This is a genomic window from Pseudomonas sp. NGC7, assembly GCF_047159675.1.
Classification (GTDB): Bacteria; Pseudomonadota; Gammaproteobacteria; order Pseudomonadales; family Pseudomonadaceae; genus Aquipseudomonas; species Aquipseudomonas kermanshahensis.
Genome location: NZ_BAAFZY010000001.1, coordinates 6,108,627 through 6,124,645, shown reverse-complemented (window position 1 = coordinate 6,124,645; position 16,019 = coordinate 6,108,627). Strand labels below are relative to the sequence as shown.

16 protein-coding genes and 1 pseudogene are annotated in these 16,019 nt (G+C 62.9%); 8 read left to right on the top strand and 9 right to left on the bottom strand.

Annotated elements, in window-relative coordinates; all coding sequences use genetic code 11:
• The first annotated feature begins 97 nt into the window (after positions 1–97).
• The 3 genes from ACMCNM_RS27340 to ACMCNM_RS27330 all read left to right on the top strand — a co-directional run bounded on the left by ACMCNM_RS27340 (position 98) and on the right by ACMCNM_RS27330 (position 3,873).
• On the top strand, positions 98–1,441 hold the full coding sequence (locus tag ACMCNM_RS27340; protein ID WP_371097094.1) for a glutamine synthetase family protein: 1,344 nt from the start codon (positions 98–100) through the stop codon (positions 1,439–1,441).
• A 4-nt stretch (positions 1,442–1,445) separates the two neighbouring features.
• On the top strand, positions 1,446–2,219 hold the full coding sequence (locus ACMCNM_RS27335; RefSeq protein ID WP_412765755.1) for a gamma-glutamyl-gamma-aminobutyrate hydrolase family protein: 774 nt from the start codon (positions 1,446–1,448) through the stop codon (positions 2,217–2,219).
• Between the two features lie 112 nt (positions 2,220–2,331).
• Entirely contained in the window at positions 2,332–3,873 is a 1,542-nt protein-coding gene (locus tag ACMCNM_RS27330) for an APC family permease (protein ID WP_027592154.1), read from the top strand.
• Positions 3,874–3,986: 113 nt separating this feature from the next.
• Here ACMCNM_RS27330 and gmk read toward each other — a convergent pair whose 3' ends face one another.
• Both gmk and ACMCNM_RS27320 read right to left on the bottom strand, forming a co-directional pair.
• Complete coding sequence (gmk, locus tag ACMCNM_RS27325; RefSeq protein ID WP_027592155.1) at positions 3,987–4,607, bottom strand: guanylate kinase; 621 nt, start codon at positions 4,605–4,607, stop codon at positions 3,987–3,989.
• A gap of 13 nt (positions 4,608–4,620) precedes the next feature.
• A complete protein-coding gene (locus ACMCNM_RS27320) occupies positions 4,621–5,484 on the bottom strand; it encodes a YicC/YloC family endoribonuclease (protein ID WP_085272162.1) in 864 nt (287 codons plus the stop codon).
• Between the two features lie 225 nt (positions 5,485–5,709).
• Here ACMCNM_RS27320 and rph point away from each other — a divergent pair, with 225 nt between their 5' ends.
• Entirely contained in the window at positions 5,710–6,432 is a 723-nt protein-coding gene (rph, locus tag ACMCNM_RS27315; protein WP_412765754.1) for a ribonuclease PH, read from the top strand.
• 61 nt (positions 6,433–6,493) lie between these two features.
• Here the strand turns inward: rph and ACMCNM_RS27310 are convergent, their stop codons facing one another.
• Positions 6,494–7,273 (bottom strand): exodeoxyribonuclease III, encoded by a 780-nt coding sequence (locus ACMCNM_RS27310; protein ID WP_003253401.1) that lies wholly within the window; start codon positions 7,271–7,273, stop codon positions 6,494–6,496.
• Positions 7,274–7,353: 80 nt separating this feature from the next.
• On the opposite strand from ACMCNM_RS27310, the gene pyrE reads away from it, so the two are divergent.
• Complete coding sequence (pyrE, locus tag ACMCNM_RS27305) at positions 7,354–7,995, top strand: orotate phosphoribosyltransferase (protein ID WP_008091580.1); 642 nt, start codon at positions 7,354–7,356, stop codon at positions 7,993–7,995.
• A 178-nt stretch (positions 7,996–8,173) separates the two neighbouring features.
• Here pyrE and argB read toward each other — a convergent pair whose 3' ends face one another.
• The 4 genes and pseudogenes from argB to coaBC all read right to left on the bottom strand — a co-directional run bounded on the left by argB (position 8,174) and on the right by coaBC (position 12,291).
• Positions 8,174–9,079: an acetylglutamate kinase gene (gene argB / locus ACMCNM_RS27300; protein WP_027592158.1), complete on the bottom strand. Its 906-nt coding sequence runs from the start codon at positions 9,077–9,079 to the stop codon at positions 8,174–8,176.
• A gap of 30 nt (positions 9,080–9,109) precedes the next feature.
• A pseudogene (locus ACMCNM_RS27295) lies at positions 9,110–10,483 on the bottom strand (phosphomannomutase/phosphoglucomutase); the annotation flags it as partial.
• Between the two features lie 135 nt (positions 10,484–10,618).
• On the bottom strand, positions 10,619–11,074 hold the full coding sequence (dut, locus tag ACMCNM_RS27290; RefSeq protein ID WP_027592160.1) for a dUTP diphosphatase: 456 nt from the start codon (positions 11,072–11,074) through the stop codon (positions 10,619–10,621).
• Between the two features lie 5 nt (positions 11,075–11,079).
• Entirely contained in the window at positions 11,080–12,291 is a 1,212-nt protein-coding gene (gene coaBC / locus ACMCNM_RS27285; protein WP_027592161.1) for a bifunctional phosphopantothenoylcysteine decarboxylase/phosphopantothenate--cysteine ligase CoaBC, read from the bottom strand.
• A gap of 127 nt (positions 12,292–12,418) precedes the next feature.
• Between coaBC and radC the strand changes: the two genes are divergently transcribed.
• The gene (gene radC, locus ACMCNM_RS27280) at positions 12,419–13,099 is read left to right on the top strand and encodes a RadC family protein (protein WP_186681492.1); all 681 of its coding nucleotides are present in this window, start codon (positions 12,419–12,421) and stop codon (positions 13,097–13,099) included.
• Between the two features lie 119 nt (positions 13,100–13,218).
• Here the strand turns inward: radC and ACMCNM_RS27275 are convergent, their stop codons facing one another.
• Positions 13,219–14,808: an ABC transporter substrate-binding protein gene (locus tag ACMCNM_RS27275; protein ID WP_085272164.1), complete on the bottom strand. Its 1,590-nt coding sequence runs from the start codon at positions 14,806–14,808 to the stop codon at positions 13,219–13,221.
• Between the two features lie 360 nt (positions 14,809–15,168).
• Between ACMCNM_RS27275 and rpmB the strand changes: the two genes are divergently transcribed.
• Together rpmB and rpmG are read left to right on the top strand one after the other, a co-directional pair.
• Positions 15,169–15,405, top strand: coding sequence for a 50S ribosomal protein L28 (gene rpmB, locus ACMCNM_RS27270; RefSeq protein WP_003253504.1), 237 nt, complete (start codon positions 15,169–15,171; stop codon positions 15,403–15,405).
• An 11-nt stretch (positions 15,406–15,416) separates the two neighbouring features.
• Positions 15,417–15,572 carry a 50S ribosomal protein L33 gene (gene rpmG / locus ACMCNM_RS27265; RefSeq protein WP_003253507.1) on the top strand — a complete coding sequence of 52 codons (156 nt, stop codon included), beginning with the start codon at positions 15,417–15,419 and terminating at the stop codon, positions 15,570–15,572.
• A gap of 77 nt (positions 15,573–15,649) precedes the next feature.
• Here the strand turns inward: rpmG and ACMCNM_RS27260 are convergent, their stop codons facing one another.
• Positions 15,650–16,009: a cupin domain-containing protein gene (locus tag ACMCNM_RS27260; protein ID WP_027592164.1), complete on the bottom strand. Its 360-nt coding sequence runs from the start codon at positions 16,007–16,009 to the stop codon at positions 15,650–15,652.
• Positions 16,010–16,019 lie beyond the last annotated feature (10 nt).

Genomic DNA, 16,019 nt, shown 5'->3' with positions numbered 1-16,019 from the left:
GCCCGTGAGGCGCCAGCCGTATCCCCACATCGCCGCAGCAAATCAAAGGATGTACACCATGACGTCGGTCACCCCGTGCGCCAGTTCTTCCAGCGAGATGAAAGACTTCCTCCAGGCCCATCCGGATACGCAGTATGTCGATCTGCTGATCTCCGACATGAATGGCGTGGTACGCGGCAAGCGCATCGAGCGGGCCAGCCTGCACAAGGTGTACGAAAAAGGCATCAACCTGCCGGCGTCACTGTTTGCCCTCGACATCAACGGTTCGACCGTGGAAAGCACCGGCCTGGGCCTGGACATTGGCGATGCCGACCGCATCTGCTACCCGATCCCCGGCACGCTGTGCAACGAGCCGTGGCAGAAACGCCCGACCGCCCAGTTGCTGATGACCATGCACGAGATCGAAGGCCAGCCTTTCTTCGCCGACCCGCGCGAAGTGCTGCGCCAGGTGGTGAGCAAGTTCGACGACCTGGGCTTGGATATCTGTGCCGCGTTCGAGCTTGAGTTCTACCTGATCGACCAGGACAACCTCAACGGCCGCCCGCAACCGCCGCGCTCGCCTATTTCGGGCAAGCGCCCGCAGTCGACCCAGGTGTACTTGATCGACGACCTCGACGAATACGCCGACTGCCTGCAAGACATGCTCGAAGCGGCCAAGGAGCAAGGCCTGCCGGCCGATGCCATCGTCAAGGAAAGCGCCCCGGCGCAGTTCGAGGTCAACCTGCACCACGTTGCCGACCCGCTGAAGGCCTGCGACTACGCCATCCTGCTCAAGCGCCTGATCAAGAACGTGGCCTACGACCATGAGATGGACACCACCTTCATGGCCAAGCCCTACCCGGGCCAGGCGGGCAACGGGCTGCACGTGCACATCTCGCTGCTGGACAAGAAAACCGGCAAGAACATCTTCGCCAGCAGCGACCCGCTGGAAAGCGACGCGCTGCGCCACGCCATCGGTGGCGTGCTGGAGACCATGCCGGCGTCGATGGCTTTCCTCTGCCCGAACATCAACTCGTACCGTCGTTTCGGCGCGCAGTTCTATGTGCCCAACGCGCCGAGCTGGGGCCTGGACAACCGCACCGTGGCGGTTCGCGTGCCGACCGACAGCAGCGAGAACGTGCGCATCGAGCACCGTGTGGCCGGCGCTGACGCCAACCCTTACCTGATGCTCGCGGCCATTCTCGCCGGTATCCACCACGGCCTGACCAGCAAGGTCGAGCCGGGTGAACCGATTGAAGGCAACTCGTACGAACAACTGGAACAGAGCCTGCCGAACAACCTGCGCGATGCCCTGCGCGCGCTGGATGACAGCGAAGTGCTCAATCAATACATCAGCCCGGATTACATCGATATCTTCGTCGCCTGCAAGGAAAGCGAGCTGGCCGAGTTTGAAGTGTCGATCTCCGACCTCGAGTACAACTGGTACCTGCACACGGTGTAAGCCCATGAGCGCAAATGCGGTCCCCTTGATCGGTATCAGCGCCTGCCGCCAGCAGGTGGGGAAGAACTCGTCGCACACGGTGGGCGACAAGTATGTCGAGGCGGCCGGCTTTGCCGGGCTGCCGCTGATTTTGCCGGCGCGCGACGAGGGCAGTGATACCCCCGCGCTGCTGGCCCAGCTCGACGGCATTCTTTTTACTGGCTCGCCTTCAAATATCGAACCGCATCATTACAATGGCGCCCCCAGCGTGGAGGGTACCCGGCATGATCGCGCGCGCGATCGCCTGACCCTGCCGCTGCTGCAGGCGGCGATTGCCGCCGGTGTGCCGGTGTTCTGCATTTGCCGTGGGTTCCAGGAATTGAATGTGGCCCTTGGCGGCACCTTGCACCAGCGTGTGCAGGAGCTGCCTGGCTACCTTGACCACCGCGAACCTGAGGACGCACCCCTGGAGGTGCAATACGGCCCTCGTCACCCCGTTGGCATCGCGCCTGGCGGGTTGTTCGAGCGCCTGGGCCTGGCTGCGCAATTCGAGGTCAACTCGTTGCACAGCCAGGGAATCGACCGCCTGGCCCCTGGGCTGCGGGTCGAGGCGCGGGCCCCGGATGGCCTGATCGAAGCGGTGTCGATGCCAGATGCGCCGGGCTTCGTGCTTGGCGTGCAGTGGCACCCTGAATGGCGTTTTGCCGAAAACCCGGTCTCCCGGCGCCTTTTCCAGGCGTTCCGCGAGGCCTGTATTGCCCATGCTGCACGGGAGGGTACGCGCCAGAAAGCATTCTGACGTCACCCGAAAGTCTCGGATGACGCCCCCCTGTTGCAAGCTTTCAATGAGTGAAAGCGGGCCTTGTACGCAAGGCCCGCGAAAACAATTCCAAAATTTACGGCACATACTCATGAGCGATTACACAGAAGCCGGCCGCCCACCCGATGTGGCGGCCGACGCGGGCAACACCCAGCGCAGCAAGGGCTTGGCCAAAGGCCGCCTGGGCTTGTTGGCCAGCGTGGTGCTGGGCATTTCCACCATCGCCCCGGTCTATACCCTGACCGGCGCGCTTGGCCCAACCGTGCGAGAGGTCGGTGCCCACCTGCCTGCGGTATTCATCGTCGGCTTCCTGCCGATGCTGCTGGTCGCCCTCGGCTATCGCGAGCTGAATTCGGCAGAGCCGGACAGCGGCACCTCGTTCACTTGGTCGGCGCGCGCCTTTGGCCCGATGATCGGCTGGATCGGGGGCTGGGGGCTGGTGGTCGCCACCACCATCGTGCTGTCGAACCTGGCAGGCGTGGCGGTCGACTTCTTCTACCTGTTCCTGGGGCAGATCACCGGCAACCATGGCCTGGCGGCCTTGGCGGATAACCTGCTGATCAACATCAGTACCTGTTGCGTGTTCATCGCCCTGGCGGTGTGGATCTGCTGTCGCGGCATAGCCACCACCATGACGGTGCAGTACGGCCTGGTGGCCCTGCAGTTGCTGGTGCTGATCGGCTTTGCCTTCGCCGCCTTCGGTGGCACCACTGCGCCGCCACCGCTGGAATTCGATTTCGCCTGGTTCAACCCGTTCGGTGTCGAGTCGTTCTCGGCCTTTGCCGCGGGGCTTTCACTGTCGATCTTCATCTTCTGGGGCTGGGACACCTGCCTGACCGTCAGCGAAGAGTCGGTGGGCAGCGAAGAGGTGCCGGGCAAGGCCGCCACCTGGACCGTGATGTTGATCCTCGGCCTGTACCTGTTCACCGCCATCGCCACCCTGCAGTTTGCCGGTATCAGCGAAACGGGCCTGGGCCTGAACAACCCGCGCATCCAGGAGAACGTCTTTGCCCACCTGGCCGGCCCGGTGATGGGGCCGCTGGCGATCCTGATGTCCATCGCCGTACTGGCCAGCACCGCAGCGTCGCTGCAGTCGACCTTCGTGGCACCGGCGCGCACCCTGTTGGCCATGGGTTACTACGGTGCGGTACCGCCTAAGTTCGCCAGCGTTTGCCCGCGTTCGCAAACCCCGCGCTACGCCACCATCTGCGCTGGCCTGGCCGCCGGCCTGTTCTACGTGACCATGCGTACCCTGAGCGAGAACGTGCTGGCCGACACCATCACCGCGCTGGGCATGATGATCTGCTTCTACTATTCGCTGACTGCGTTTGCCTGCGTCTGGTACTTCCGCGACAGCCTGTTCGACAGCGTGCGCCACTTCGTCATGCGCGGCCTGTGCCCGCTGGTCGGTGGGGTCATCTTGTCGGTGATCTTCGCGCGTACCGCGATCGACAGCGCTTCGCCAGACTTCGGCAGCGGCTCGCATGTGGGTGGGCTGGGGCTGGTGTTCGTGATTGCCGCGATCATTTCGGTGCTCGGCATCGGGCTGATGCTGCTGTCGCGGATGCGGGCGCCGGCGTACTTCCTGGGGGCGACCCTGCGTCAGCAGGCGACCCTGCCGCTGGCGGAGTAATGCAGAGGGGCGCTTTGCGCCCCATTCGCAGCACAAGGCTGCTCCTACATCCTTGCCTTTGTAGGAGCAGCCTTGTGCTGCGAATGGGCTGCAAAGCAGCCCCGCTCGGTCTCTCAGGAGAGCAGTTCTTTCAGCAGCCCACCGTGGCGCTGCTGTTGCTTCTTCAACTGCAGGCGGTTCGAGCGGAACACCGCCTTCAACTCCTCCAGCGCGACGCCGAAGTCATCATTGATGATCAGGTAATCGTACTCGTCGTAATGCACCATCTCGCTGACCGCTTCTTTCATGCGCCCGGCGATGATCTCCTCACTGTCCTGCCCACGCCCATCCAGGCGCTGACGCAGCGCTTCCTGGCTGGGTGGCAGGATGAACACCGAGAGTGCCTCGGGCATCAGCTTGCGCACCTGCTGGGCACCTTGCCAGTCGATTTCCAGGATCAGGTCGAAGCCCTGGTCGAGGGTCTGCTGCAGTGCGCTGCGCGACGTGCCGTAGAAGTTGCCGAACACTTCGGCATGCTCGAGGAAGTCGCCTTGCTCGATCAGTGCCTTGAATTCTTCGTGCACGACGAAGTGGTAGTTCACCCCGTGCTGCTCACCCGGGCGCATGGCGCGAGTGGTGTGCGAGACCGAGACGCGGATTTGCTTGTCGTCCTGGGTCAGGGCCGTTACCAGGCTGGTCTTGCCGGCACCCGAAGGGGCCGAAACGATGTAGAGGGTGCCGCTGCTGTGATTCATGGTGGGGGTGGCCTTACTCGATGTTCTGTACTTGTTCACGCATCTGTTCGATCAATACCTTCAGGTTGACCGCCGCTTGCGTGCTACGCGGGTCGAATGCCTTGGAACCGAGGGTATTGGCTTCGCGGTTGAGTTCCTGCATCAGGAAGTCCAGGCGCCGGCCGGCCGCGCCGCCCGACTTGAGCACGCGACGCACTTCGGTGACGTGGGTGGCGAGGCGGTCGAGCTCTTCGGCGACGTCGCTTTTTTGCGCCAGCAGCACCATCTCCTGCTCCAGGCGTTGCGGGTCGAGCTCAGCCTGCATGTCGCCGAAGCGGTCGAGAATTTTCTGCCGCTGGGCCGCCAGCATCTGCGGCACCAGGGCGCGCAGTGTGGTGACCTCGGTGGTCATGTTGTCCAGGCGTTCGTTGATCAGCCGGGCCAGCTCCTGGCCTTCACGCAGGCGCCCGGCCTTGAGCTCGGCCAGCGCGTCGTCGAACAGCGCCACGGCCTCGGCGTTCAGCGCTTGCGGGTCGCTGGCGTCGGCGACCAGCACGCCCGGCCACGACAGCACTTCCAGGGGGTTCAGCGGGGCCGGCTGCTTGATCAGGCCAGCCACCTCTTCGGCGGCGGCGACCAGCTGTGCGGCGCGCTCACGGTCCACTTTCAGTGGCTTGCCGGTGCTGTCTTCGTTGAGGCGCAAGGTGCATTCCACCTTGCCGCGCGACAGCCCCTGGCGCAGGCCTTCGCGTACCGCGCCTTCGAGGTCGCGCAGGGCCTCGGGCAGGCGCAGGTGCGGCTCCAGGTAGCGGTGGTTGACCGAGCGCAGCTCCCAGACCAGGGTGCCTTGGCTGCCGGCGCGCTCGACACGAGCAAAAGCGGTCATGCTGTGCACCATGGGGAGTACCTCGCGTAGATGAATGAACAGGGAAGCCTCTCGGCTGCAAGGCGCAGGATTGTAGCGCAGTGGGGCCTCGGCGCCCAATCCAGCCATGTTACAGAGGGCGAAATGCGCAGTGGGAAAAGGCGACAGGCTGTCAGGGGCGCGACAATAGGCGTGTCCTCCCGCAGCTGCGAGCTCTATAATGCTCGGCAGATTCAAGTCCCAGTACAGGTATCCCAGATGAAACGTCCAAGTGGTCGCGCCGCCGATCAGCTCCGCTCGATCCGCATCACCCGCAACTACACCAAGCACGCCGAAGGGTCGGTACTGGTCGAGTTCGGTGACACCAAGGTCATCTGCACGGTCAGCGTGGAGAATGGTGTGCCCCGCTTCCTCAAAGGCCAGGGCCAAGGCTGGCTGACAGCCGAATACGGCATGCTGCCGCGCTCCACCGGCGAGCGTAACCAGCGCGAAGCCAGCCGTGGCAAGCAGGGCGGCCGCACCCTGGAAATCCAGCGCCTGATCGGCCGCTCGCTGCGCGCCGCGCTGGACATGAGCAAGCTCGGTGACATCACCCTGTACATCGACTGCGATGTGATTCAGGCCGACGGTGGCACCCGCACCGCGTCGATCACCGGTGCCATGGTCGCCCTGTGCGATGCCTTGGCCGTGATCAAGAAGCGTGGCGGCCTCAAGGCTGGCAACCCGCTCAAGCACATGATCGCCGCGGTTTCCGTGGGCATGTACCAAGGCGAGGCCGTGCTGGACCTGGACTACCTGGAAGACTCCGCCGCCGAGACCGACCTGAACGTGGTCATGACCAGCACCGGTGGTTTCATCGAGGTACAGGGCACCGCCGAGGGCGCGCCGTTCCAGCCTGCAGACCTGAACGCCATGCTCGCCGTGGCGCAGAAGGGCATGAACGAGATCTTCGAACTGCAGCAGGCCGCCCTGGCCGACTGACTGTTTCTGTAGATACGAAAAAGCCGACATTGATGTCGGCTTTTTCGTATCTGAATACAACTCAGATGGTCAACGTCCAGTCATAGTCCACAATCAGCGGCGCATGCTGCGAGAAGCGCGGCTGACGCGGCAGGCGGGCGTTACGTACGAAGCGGCGCAGGCCTGGGGTGAGGATCTGGTAGTCGAACCGGTAGCCCAGGTTGAGCATCTCGGCCTGTTCGTTGTCCGGCCACCAGCTGTACTGGTCGCCTTCACGGCTGACTTCACGCAGAGCATCCACATAGCCCATCTCGCCCGTGATCGCGTCCATCCAGGCACGCTCCGGTGCCAGGAAGCCAGGCGATTGTTGGCTGTCGCGCCAGTTTTTGATGTCGAGCTTCTGCTGCGCCACGTAGAACGAGCCGCAATAGATGTACTCGCGACGCTTGCGCCGCTGTTTGTCCAGGTACTTGGCGAAGTCGTCCATCAACTTGAATTTCTGGTTCAAGTCTTCGTCGCCGTTCATGCCCGAAGGCAGCAGCAGGCTGGCAATACTGACTTTGTCGAAATCTGCTTGCAGGTAACGCCCGTAACGGTCGGCTGTCTCGAAGCCCAGGCCGGTGATGACTGCCTTGGGCTGCATGCGCGAGTAAAGGGCTACGCCACCTTGGGCGGGCACCTCCGCGTCGCAGGCATAAAGGAAATAGCCATCGAGCTGGAAAGCTGGGTCGTCGAGTTCAAAGGCCGAGGCGCGGGTATCCTGAAGGCAGATGACGTCGGCATTCTGGGCTTGCAGCCAGCTGAGCAAACCACGCTCGGCCGCAGCCTGAATGCCATTTACGTTCACACTGATGATCCGCATAAATGGCCCCAAAAATCTCGTGCGTGTATGATACCCGAGCTCAACTCATTTAGCTAAATCCGTGGTGTCCGGGACTTTCCATGCAGCCGTATCAGCGCGACTTCATTCGTTTTGCCATCGACCGCGGCGTTCTGCGCTTCGGCGAATTCACCCTGAAATCGGGGCGTACCAGCCCGTACTTCTTCAATGCCGGCCTGTTCAACACAGGTTCTGCACTGGCGCAGTTGGGCCGTTGCTACGCGGCGGCCATCGTCGACAGCAAGATCCCGTTCGACGTGCTGTTTGGCCCGGCCTACAAGGGTATCCCCCTGGCGGCGACCACCGCCGTGGCCCTGGCCGATCAGCATCAGCTCGACGTGCCATGGTGCTTCAACCGTAAAGAAGCCAAGGATCACGGCGAAGGCGGCAGCCTGGTTGGCGCGCCTTTGGCGGGTGACGTACTGATCATCGACGACGTGATCACGGCCGGCACGGCCATCCGTGAAGTCATGCAGATCATCAATGCCCAGCAGGCCAAGGCCGCTGGCGTGCTGATCGCGCTTAACCGCGAAGAGCGCGGCAATGGCGAGTTGTCGGCGATCCAGGAAGTGGAGCGTGACTTTGGTATTCCGGTGGTCAGCATCGTTTCGCTGACCCAGGTGCTGGAGTTCCTCGCCGATGATCCGCAGCTCAAGCAGCATCTGCCTGCTGTTGAGGCGTATCGGGCGCAGTACGGGATCTGATTCCGGCTCGGTAATAAAAAAGGCGACCTTTGCGGGTCGCCTTTTTTGTTTCTGCCTGTTCCGGCCTCTTCGCGGGGCAAGCCCGCTCCCACAGGGTGCCCGCTGAATTCAGGTTCAGCGCAGGTCTTGTGGGAGCGGGCTTGCCCCGCGAAGAGGCCGGGACAGACTAAGCAATCACTCAGCGCGGCTTGCGGTTGGTGATCAGGGTACCCACGCCGCTGTCGGTGAAGATCTCCAGCAGCACCGCATTCGGCACGCGGCCGTCGATGATGTGCGAGCTGTTCACGCCGCCCTGCACCGCATCCAGTGCGCACTTGATCTTCGGCAGCATGCCGCCGTAGATGGTGCCGTCGGCGATCAGTTCGTTGACCTGCTCAGTGGTCAGGCCGGTCAGCACCTGGCCCTGCTTGTCCATCAGGCCGGCGATGTTGGTCAGCAGCATCAGCTTCTCGGCTTTCAGTGCTTCGGCTACCTTGCCCGCCACCAGGTCGGCGTTGATGTTGTACGACTCACCGTTGGCGCCCACGCCGATCGGCGCGATCACCGGGATGAAGTCACCCTTGACCAGCATGTTCAGCAGGTCGGTGTTCACGCTCACGACTTCGCCGACATGGCCGATGTCGATGATTTCCGGGGTGGTCATCTCTGGCGTCTGGCGGCTGACGGTCAGCTTCTTGGCGCGGATCAGCTCCGCGTCCTTGCCGGTCAGGCCGATGGCGCTGCCGCCGTGGCGGTTGATCAGGTTGACGATGTCCTTGTTGACCTGGCCGCCCAACACCATCTCGACCACGTCCATGGTGGCCGAGTCGGTCACGCGCATACCGTCGATGAAGTGGCTTTCGATCGACAGGCGCTTGAGCAGGTCACCGATCTGTGGGCCACCACCGTGGACCACCACCGGGTTGATGCCCACAGCCTTCATCAGCACGATGTCACGGGCGAAGCCGGTTTTGAGCTCCTCGCTCTCCATCGCGTTGCCGCCGTACTTGATCACCAGTGTCTTGCCGACAAAGCGGCGGATGTAAGGCAGTGCTTCGGACAAAACTTCGGCTACATGGGAAGCGGCATCGCGATCGAGGGTCATGCAGGGCTCCTGTAAGGAACAGATAGTCGGTCAGAACGGCAGTTGCAGCTCAGGGGCAACCCGCAGCAACTGGGCGCGGAAAACATCCTTGATACGTTGCAATTCGGCGTCGTTGTCGGCCTCGAAGCGCAGCACCAGCACCGGCGTGGTGTTGGAGGCGCGTACCAGGCCCCAGCCGTGGGCGTAGTCGACCCGCACACCGTCGATGGTGGTCAGGTTGGCCGCGCCCCAGTCGGCGTCGCGTTGCAGTGCATCAATGATGCTGAATTTACCCTCGTCGGTCACATCAATATTGATTTCCGGCGTGGAAATATCGTTCGGGAACGCTGCGAACAGGCTTTCGGCGTCCTGCCCGGCCTTGCTGAGGATCTCCAGCAGGCGTGCGGCACTGTAGATGCCATCGTCGAAACCGTACCAGCGTTCCTTGATGAAGATGTGCCCGCTCATCTCGCCGGCCAGCAACGAACCGGTCTGCTTCATCTTCTTCTTGATCAGCGAGTGGCCGGTCTTCCACATCAGCGCGCGGCCGCCATGCTGTTCGATCAGCGGGGTCAGGCGACGGGTGCATTTGACGTCGAAGATGATCTCGGCGCCCGGGTTGCGCGACAGCACGTCCTGGGCAAACAGCATCAGCAGGCGGTCGGGGTAGACGATGGTGCCGGTGTTGGTCACCACGCCTACGCGGTCGCCGTCACCGTCGAACGCCAGGCCGATGTCGGCCCCGGTTTCCTTGACCTTGGCGATCAGGTCCGCAAGGTTTTCCGGCTTACCTGGGTCTGGGTGGTGGTTAGGGAAGTTACCGTCCACCTCGCAGAACAGCGGGATAACGTCGCAGCCCAGGGCTTCGATCAGCTGCGGGGCGATGACGCCGGCAGCGCCGTTGCCGCAGTCCACCACCACCTTGAGCTTTTTCGCCAGCTTCACGTCGCCGACGATTTGCTGGTAATAGCGCTCGAGGATTTCGACCTTTTCCACGCTGCCTTCGCCACGGCTCAGGTCGTTGGTTTTCAGGCGGGTCTGCAGGGCCTGGATCTGTTCGTTGGCCAGGGTGTCGCCTGCGATGACAATCTTGAAGCCGTTGTAGTCCGACGGGTTGTGGCTGCCGGTGAGCATCACGCCCGATGTGCCGGCCAGCACATTGGCGGCGTAGTACAGCGCCGGGGTCGGCACCAGGCCGACGTCGCTGACCTGGCAGCCAGCGTCGGCCAGGCCTTTGATCAGCTGTTCCACCAGCATTGGGCCGGACAAGCGGCCATCGCGGCCAACGGAAATCTTGGGCTCGCCCTGGGCGAGGGTCTGCGCGCCGATGGCGCGGCCGATCCAGTAGGCGGTTTCGGCATGGAGGGTCTTGCCGACTACGCCGCGAATGTCATAAGCGCGGAAAATGCTGTCCGGCAGTGCGGGGACCAGGTGGGCCATTTCGTTCATCTCTGGAAGCTCCATTAGTCAAAGGCTGTCTGGGCAGGCGCAAACTGAACGCTTGGACGGTGGTTTCGCCAGAGAGTTCGCCATCCTTGGCCTGAACGGTCAGCTGTCGGCTCAGTGGCTGCCGGAGTGGCCGAAGCCGCCAGTTCCACGCTGGCTTTCGTCGAAGGCTTCGACGATGTCGAAATGCGCCTGCACCACCGGCACCAGCACCAACTGGGCGATACGCTCGCCAATGGCGATGGTGAACGGGGTGTTGCCGCGGTTCCAGCACGACACCATCAGCTCGCCCTGGTAGTCCGAGTCGATCAGGCCGACGAGGTTGCCCAACACGATGCCGTGCTTATGGCCCAGGCCCGAGCGCGGCAGGATCATGGCTGCCAGGCCCGGGTCGCCGATGTAGATCGACAGGCCGGTGGGGATCAGCAAGGTCTGGCCGGGCTCGAGGACGGTGTCCTCCTTGAGCAGGGCGCGCAGGTCCAGGCCGGCAGAGCCTGGGGTGGCGTACTGCGGCAGGGGGAATTCGGTGCCCAGGCGTGGGTCGAGGATCTTGGCTTGAAGAGCGTGCATGTAACTTATTGAACCTGGTTGAGCCGTTCGGCGATGAAGGCGACCAACTGCCGGGCGATCTTGCCCTTGCTGGTCTGCGCAAAGAGGGTCTGGTGCTGCTGGCGGTCGATCACGGTCAAGGCGTTCTCTTCGCTGTTGAAGCCGATGCTGGGGTTGGCCACATCATTGGCGACGATCAGGTCGAGGTTCTTGTCCTTCAGCTTGCGTGTGGCGTAATCGAGCAGGTGTTCGGTTTCGGCGGCGAAGCCGACGCTGAACGGGCGGTCGCCACGGCCAGCGATGGTCGCAAGGATATCGGGATTACGCACCATCTGCAGCAGCATGCCGTCGCCGGTCGTAGGATCTTTCTTGAGTTTTTGCGTGGCAACTACCTCTGGGCGGTAGTCCGCGACCGCTGCCGAGGCAATGAACAGGTCGCAGGGCATGGCCGCTTCACAGGCCGCGAGCATGTCCCGCGCGCTGACCACGTCGATGCGGTTGACCCGGTCGGGGGTCGGCAGGTGCACCGGGCCGGTGACGAGGGTCACCCGAGCACCGGCTTCGGCGGCCGCCTCAGCCAGGGCGAAGCCCATCTTCCCGGAGCTATGATTGGTGATGTAGCGGACCGGGTCGATGTTTTCCTGGGTTGGGCCAGCAGTGATCAGCACGTGTTTGCCGGTCAGCGTCTGGCGCTTGAAGCTTTCGGCGGCGCACCAGGCCAGGTCGGTGGCTTCGAGCATACGGCCAAGGCCTACGTCGCCACAGGCTTGGCTGCCCGAAGCTGGGCCGAACACCTGGATGCCGCGGCTTTTGAGCAGGTCGAGGTTGGCCTGGGTGGCCGGGTCACGCCACATCGCCTGGTTCATGGCCGGGGCGACGGCAACGGTGGCGTCGGTGGCCAGGATCAGGGTGGTCAGCAGGTCGTCGGCCATGCCTTGGGCCATGCGCGCCATGAGGTCGGCCGTGGCGGGGGCGATGAGGACCAGGTCGGCCCACTTGGCCAGTTCGATATGGCCCATGGCCGCTTCGGCGGCGGGGTCGAGCAGGTCCATGTGCACCGGGTGGCCGGACAGCGCCTGCAGGGTCAGCGGGGTGATGAACTCTGCACCGCCACGGGTCATGACGACGCGCACCTGCGCGCCGTGCTCCAGGAGTCGGCGGATCAGTTCGGCGCTTTTGTAGGCGGCAATGCCGCCACCGACGCCGAGGACGATGCGCTTGTGATACAGCCGCTGCATAGGCTTTTGCCTTTTTCCAGTGAAAGCGGGCGGCGACAAGAACTGCCTGCGGCAGAACGTCGCATGTACGAGGCGAAATAGATTAACACAGGGCCCAAACGTGCCGCAGCAGGACCAAGGAGTGGGGATGAGTATCAGGGAATGGCCGGCTGAAGAACGGCCGCGGGAGAAGTTGTTGTTGCGGGGGGCTGCGGTGCTGTCGGACGCCGAGCTGGTAGCGGTGCTACTGGGCTCGGGCGTTGCCGGGCGTAACGTGCTGGAGCTGGCGCGGGGGTTACTGGTTCGCTTTGGGGGCCTGAGGCCATTTCTGGAGGCTGATCGCCAAGCCATTTTGCGCGAGCCAGGTCTTGGGCCCGTGAAGTACGCCCAGTTGCAGGCACTTCTGGAGATTGGCCGGCGCTACCTGGATGAGACGATCGAGCGCACGCCGGCTCTGGAGAGCCCGGAGGCGGTGCGACGCTACCTCAAGGCCATGCTGCGCCATGAGGCCAGTGAAGTGTTTGGCTGCCTGTTTCTGGATACCAAGCACCGGCCGCTGGCGTTCGAGATCCTGTTCAGGGGGACGATCGACCGGGCCAGTATCTACCCGCGGGAAGTGGTGCGCCGCGCGTTGCTGCACAACGCAGCGGCGTTGATCCTGTGCCATAACCACCCGTCGGGCAACAGCGAGCCCAGCCAGGATGATGTGCACATGACGTTGGCGCTAAAGCGCGCGTTAGGGCTGATCGATGTGCGGGTGCTCGACCACATCATCGTGGGCGATGGCGAGCCCTTGTCGATGGTGGAGGAGGGGTGGATCGTTGCTTAGCGGTGTACTTGTGCCGGCCTCTTCGCGGGGCAAGCCCGCTCCCACAGGTACCGCACAGCATTCAAAGGCTGTGAGGTCCTTGTGGGGGCGGGCTTGCCCGCGAAGAGGCCGGCACAGGCTTACTTGGTCACCGAAACCTTGCTGAAATCCAACCGCCCAAACGGGCTCACCTGGTACCCCTCGACGCCCTGGCGCAGCAGGGTAGCCGCGGTCGGATGCGCCAGCGGCACCCACAGCGCCTGCTGCTGGATCAGCGTCTGTGCCTGCTGGTACAGCCGGCTGCGTACGCTCTGGTCATTGGTGGTGCGCCCCGCGTTGATCAGCTGGTCGAGGCGGCTGTCGCAGAACCGTGCAAAGTTAGTCCCCGACTTCACCGCCGCACAGGAAAACTGCGGGCTGAGGAAGTTATCCGGGTCGCCGTTGTCACCCGCCCAGCCCATGAACAGCAAGTCATGCTCGCCGGCCTTGGCGCGGCGGATCAGCTCGCCCCACTCGATCACGCGGATTTCAGCCTTGATGCCGATCTTGCCCAGGTCGGCCTGCAGCATCTGCGCGCCAAGGCTGGGGTTGGGGTTGAGCAGGCTGCCCGAAGGGCGGGTCCAGATTGTGGTGCTGAAGCCGTCAGGCAGGCCAGCCTTGGTCAGCAAGGCCTTGGCCTTTTTCAGGTCCAAGGGGTAGCCGGGCAGGTCCTTGGCGTAGCTCCAGGTGTTGGGCGGGTAGGGGCCGTTGGCGGCCGTCGCGGTGCCTTCGAACACCGCCTTGAGGTAAGCCTGTTTGTCGAAGGCCAGGTTGATGGCCTGGCGCACCTCTGGCTTGTCCAGGGGCGGGTGTTCGCTGTTGATGGCGACGAAGGCGGTCATGAAGGCCGGCGTGCTGGCTACCGTGAGGTTGCCATCCTTGCCGGCTTCAGCGATGTCCAGCGGCTTGGGCGAGAGGGCCACCTGGCACTCGTTGCGCTTGAGTTTTTGCAGGCGCACGTTGGCATCGGTGGTGATGGCGAAGATCAGCGGGTCGACCGCAGGCTTGCCGGCGAAGTAGTCGGGGTTGGCGCGGTAGCGCACCACGGCGTCCTTCTGGAAACGCTGGAAGACGAACGGCCCGGTGCCGATCGGCTGGCTGTTGAGCTTGTCCGGCGTGCCCGCCTTGAGCAGTTTGTCGGCATACTCGGCGGAATAGATCGAGGCAAAGCCCATGCTCAAGGTGGCCAGGAACGTGGCATCCGGGTGGGTCAGGGTGAAGCGCACAGTGTGCGGCTCGGGGGCATCGATCGACTTGATCAGGCTGCCCAGTTGCAGCGATTGCGCATGCGGGTAACCGCCCGGCGCAGTCTTGTGCCAGGCGTGGGCCGGGTAAAGCATGCGCTGGAAGCTGAACAGCACGTCGTCGGCGTTCAGCTCGCGGGTCGGTTTGAAGTAGGCGGTGGTGTGAAATTTCACGTCATCGCGCAGCTTGAAGTCGTAGATCAGGCCGTCTGCCGACACCGTCCAGCTCGCCGCCAGGCTGGGAACAACCTTGCCTTGGCCGGCGTCGAACTCCACCAACCGGTTCATCAGCACGTCGGCCGAGGCATTGGTGGTGGTCAGCGAGTTGTACTGGACCACGTCGAAGCCTTCGGGGCTGGCTTCGCTGCAGACACTCAGCGGGGCTGCCTGGGCGATGCCGGCGGCAAACAGGGAGGTAAACAATAAGGAAAAGGCGGCGGCACGCATCGTGACTCCTTGGCTGTCAGTGGCCCATCTGCCAGTGCAGTCTGGAAACGTCCTACCCTAGTGCGCGCATCAGCAAATGACCACCCTCTTTTTCTGTCGGCTGGCGACGAGTGGTCGACAGTGCGCCGCGCTAGTCGCTATGCTGCTCGCGCACGATTTGCCTCAGCTAGATGCTCATCATCTGTTGTTGCAATGCAGTCTTTCTGGTATAAAGCAGCGCTCTTTTCTAGGGGCTCGGCCTGTCGCATCAGCGGATCCGGTCGATAAGACCTCCAGAATCACGGCGCCTGGCGCCAAAGACTGAGAGATTAAGCGGCCAACCCATGCCGGGTTGGGCATGTGGTTTTAGAGGGCTGAGTCATGTCGAGAGTCTGTCAAGTTACTGGTAAGGGTCCAGTAACCGGGAACAACATTTCCCACGCAAACAACAAAACCCGTCGTCGTTTCCTGCCGAACCTGCAGCACCACCGTTTCTGGGTTGAGTCCGAGAAGCGTTTCGTGCGTCTGCGCGTTTCCGCCAAGGGCATGCGTATCATCGACAAGCGCGGCATCGACGCCGTTCTGGTTGACATCCGTAAAGCTGGCGCCAAGGTTTAAGGGAGAACATCATGCGTGAATTGATCCGTCTGGTTTCGAGTGCCGGTACCGGCCACTTCTACACCACCGACAAGAACAAGCGCACCACTCCGGACAAAATCGAGATCAAGAAATATGATCCGGTTGTTCGCAAGCACGTGGTGTACAAGGAAGCCAAGATCAAGTAATTGATCGGCAACCTTAAAAAAAACCCGCATCCGAAAGGACGCGGGTTTTTTTTTGCCTGCTAAGGGGCCCCAGACCCTTACTTCTGCTCGAACATCACGTAGATCTTGCGGCAAGGCTCCAGCACCTCCCAGGTGCCTTTGAAGCCGGCCGGGATGACGAACCGATCACCGGCGCGCAGGGTCTTGGCGCCGCCATCCTGGTCGCGCAGCACCGAAACGCCCTGCACGATCTCGCAGTATTCGTGCTCGGTATAGTTCACGGTCCACTGCCCGACTTCACCTTCCCAGACACCCGCCGCAAACTGGCCGCACGGGCTGGAGTAGTGGTTATAGACGGCCTGGTCGGGCTCGCCCTTGAGGATTTTCTCTGCCGCCGGGCGGTAGCGTTCAGCCTCGGTCAGAACCTGGGCGAAGTCGATGATGCTGGCGATGCTCATGGTGCGGCTC

Bases quoted from the DNA above. Each gene is read 5' to 3' on its own strand.
- rpmB (WP_003253504.1), top strand. From the start codon at position 15,169: ATGTCGAGAGTCTGTCAAGTTACTGGTAAGGGTCCAGTAACCGGGAAC.
- ACMCNM_RS27320 (WP_085272162.1), bottom strand. From the start codon at position 5,484: ATGGTGCACAGCATGACCGCTTTTGCTCGTGTCGAGCGCGCCGGCAGC.
- argB (WP_027592158.1), bottom strand. From the start codon at position 9,079: ATGACCCTCGATCGCGATGCCGCTTCCCATGTAGCCGAAGTTTTGTCC.
- pyrE (WP_008091580.1), top strand. From the start codon at position 7,354: ATGCAGCCGTATCAGCGCGACTTCATTCGTTTTGCCATCGACCGCGGC.
- coaBC (WP_027592161.1), bottom strand. From the start codon at position 12,291: ATGCAGCGGCTGTATCACAAGCGCATCGTCCTCGGCGTCGGTGGCGGC.
- radC (WP_186681492.1), top strand. From the start codon at position 12,419: ATGAGTATCAGGGAATGGCCGGCTGAAGAACGGCCGCGGGAGAAGTTG.
- rpmG (WP_003253507.1), top strand. From the start codon at position 15,417: ATGCGTGAATTGATCCGTCTGGTTTCGAGTGCCGGTACCGGCCACTTC.
- rph (WP_412765754.1), top strand. From the start codon at position 5,710: ATGAAACGTCCAAGTGGTCGCGCCGCCGATCAGCTCCGCTCGATCCGC.
- ACMCNM_RS27310 (WP_003253401.1), bottom strand. From the start codon at position 7,273: ATGCGGATCATCAGTGTGAACGTAAATGGCATTCAGGCTGCGGCCGAG.
- dut (WP_027592160.1), bottom strand. From the start codon at position 11,074: ATGCACGCTCTTCAAGCCAAGATCCTCGACCCACGCCTGGGCACCGAA.
- ACMCNM_RS27330 (WP_027592154.1), top strand. From the start codon at position 2,332: ATGAGCGATTACACAGAAGCCGGCCGCCCACCCGATGTGGCGGCCGAC.
- gmk (WP_027592155.1), bottom strand. From the start codon at position 4,607: ATGAATCACAGCAGCGGCACCCTCTACATCGTTTCGGCCCCTTCGGGT.
- ACMCNM_RS27275 (WP_085272164.1), bottom strand. From the start codon at position 14,808: ATGCGTGCCGCCGCCTTTTCCTTATTGTTTACCTCCCTGTTTGCCGCC.
- ACMCNM_RS27260 (WP_027592164.1), bottom strand. From the start codon at position 16,009: ATGAGCATCGCCAGCATCATCGACTTCGCCCAGGTTCTGACCGAGGCT.
- ACMCNM_RS27335 (WP_412765755.1), top strand. From the start codon at position 1,446: ATGAGCGCAAATGCGGTCCCCTTGATCGGTATCAGCGCCTGCCGCCAG.
- ACMCNM_RS27340 (WP_371097094.1), top strand. From the start codon at position 98: ATGAAAGACTTCCTCCAGGCCCATCCGGATACGCAGTATGTCGATCTG.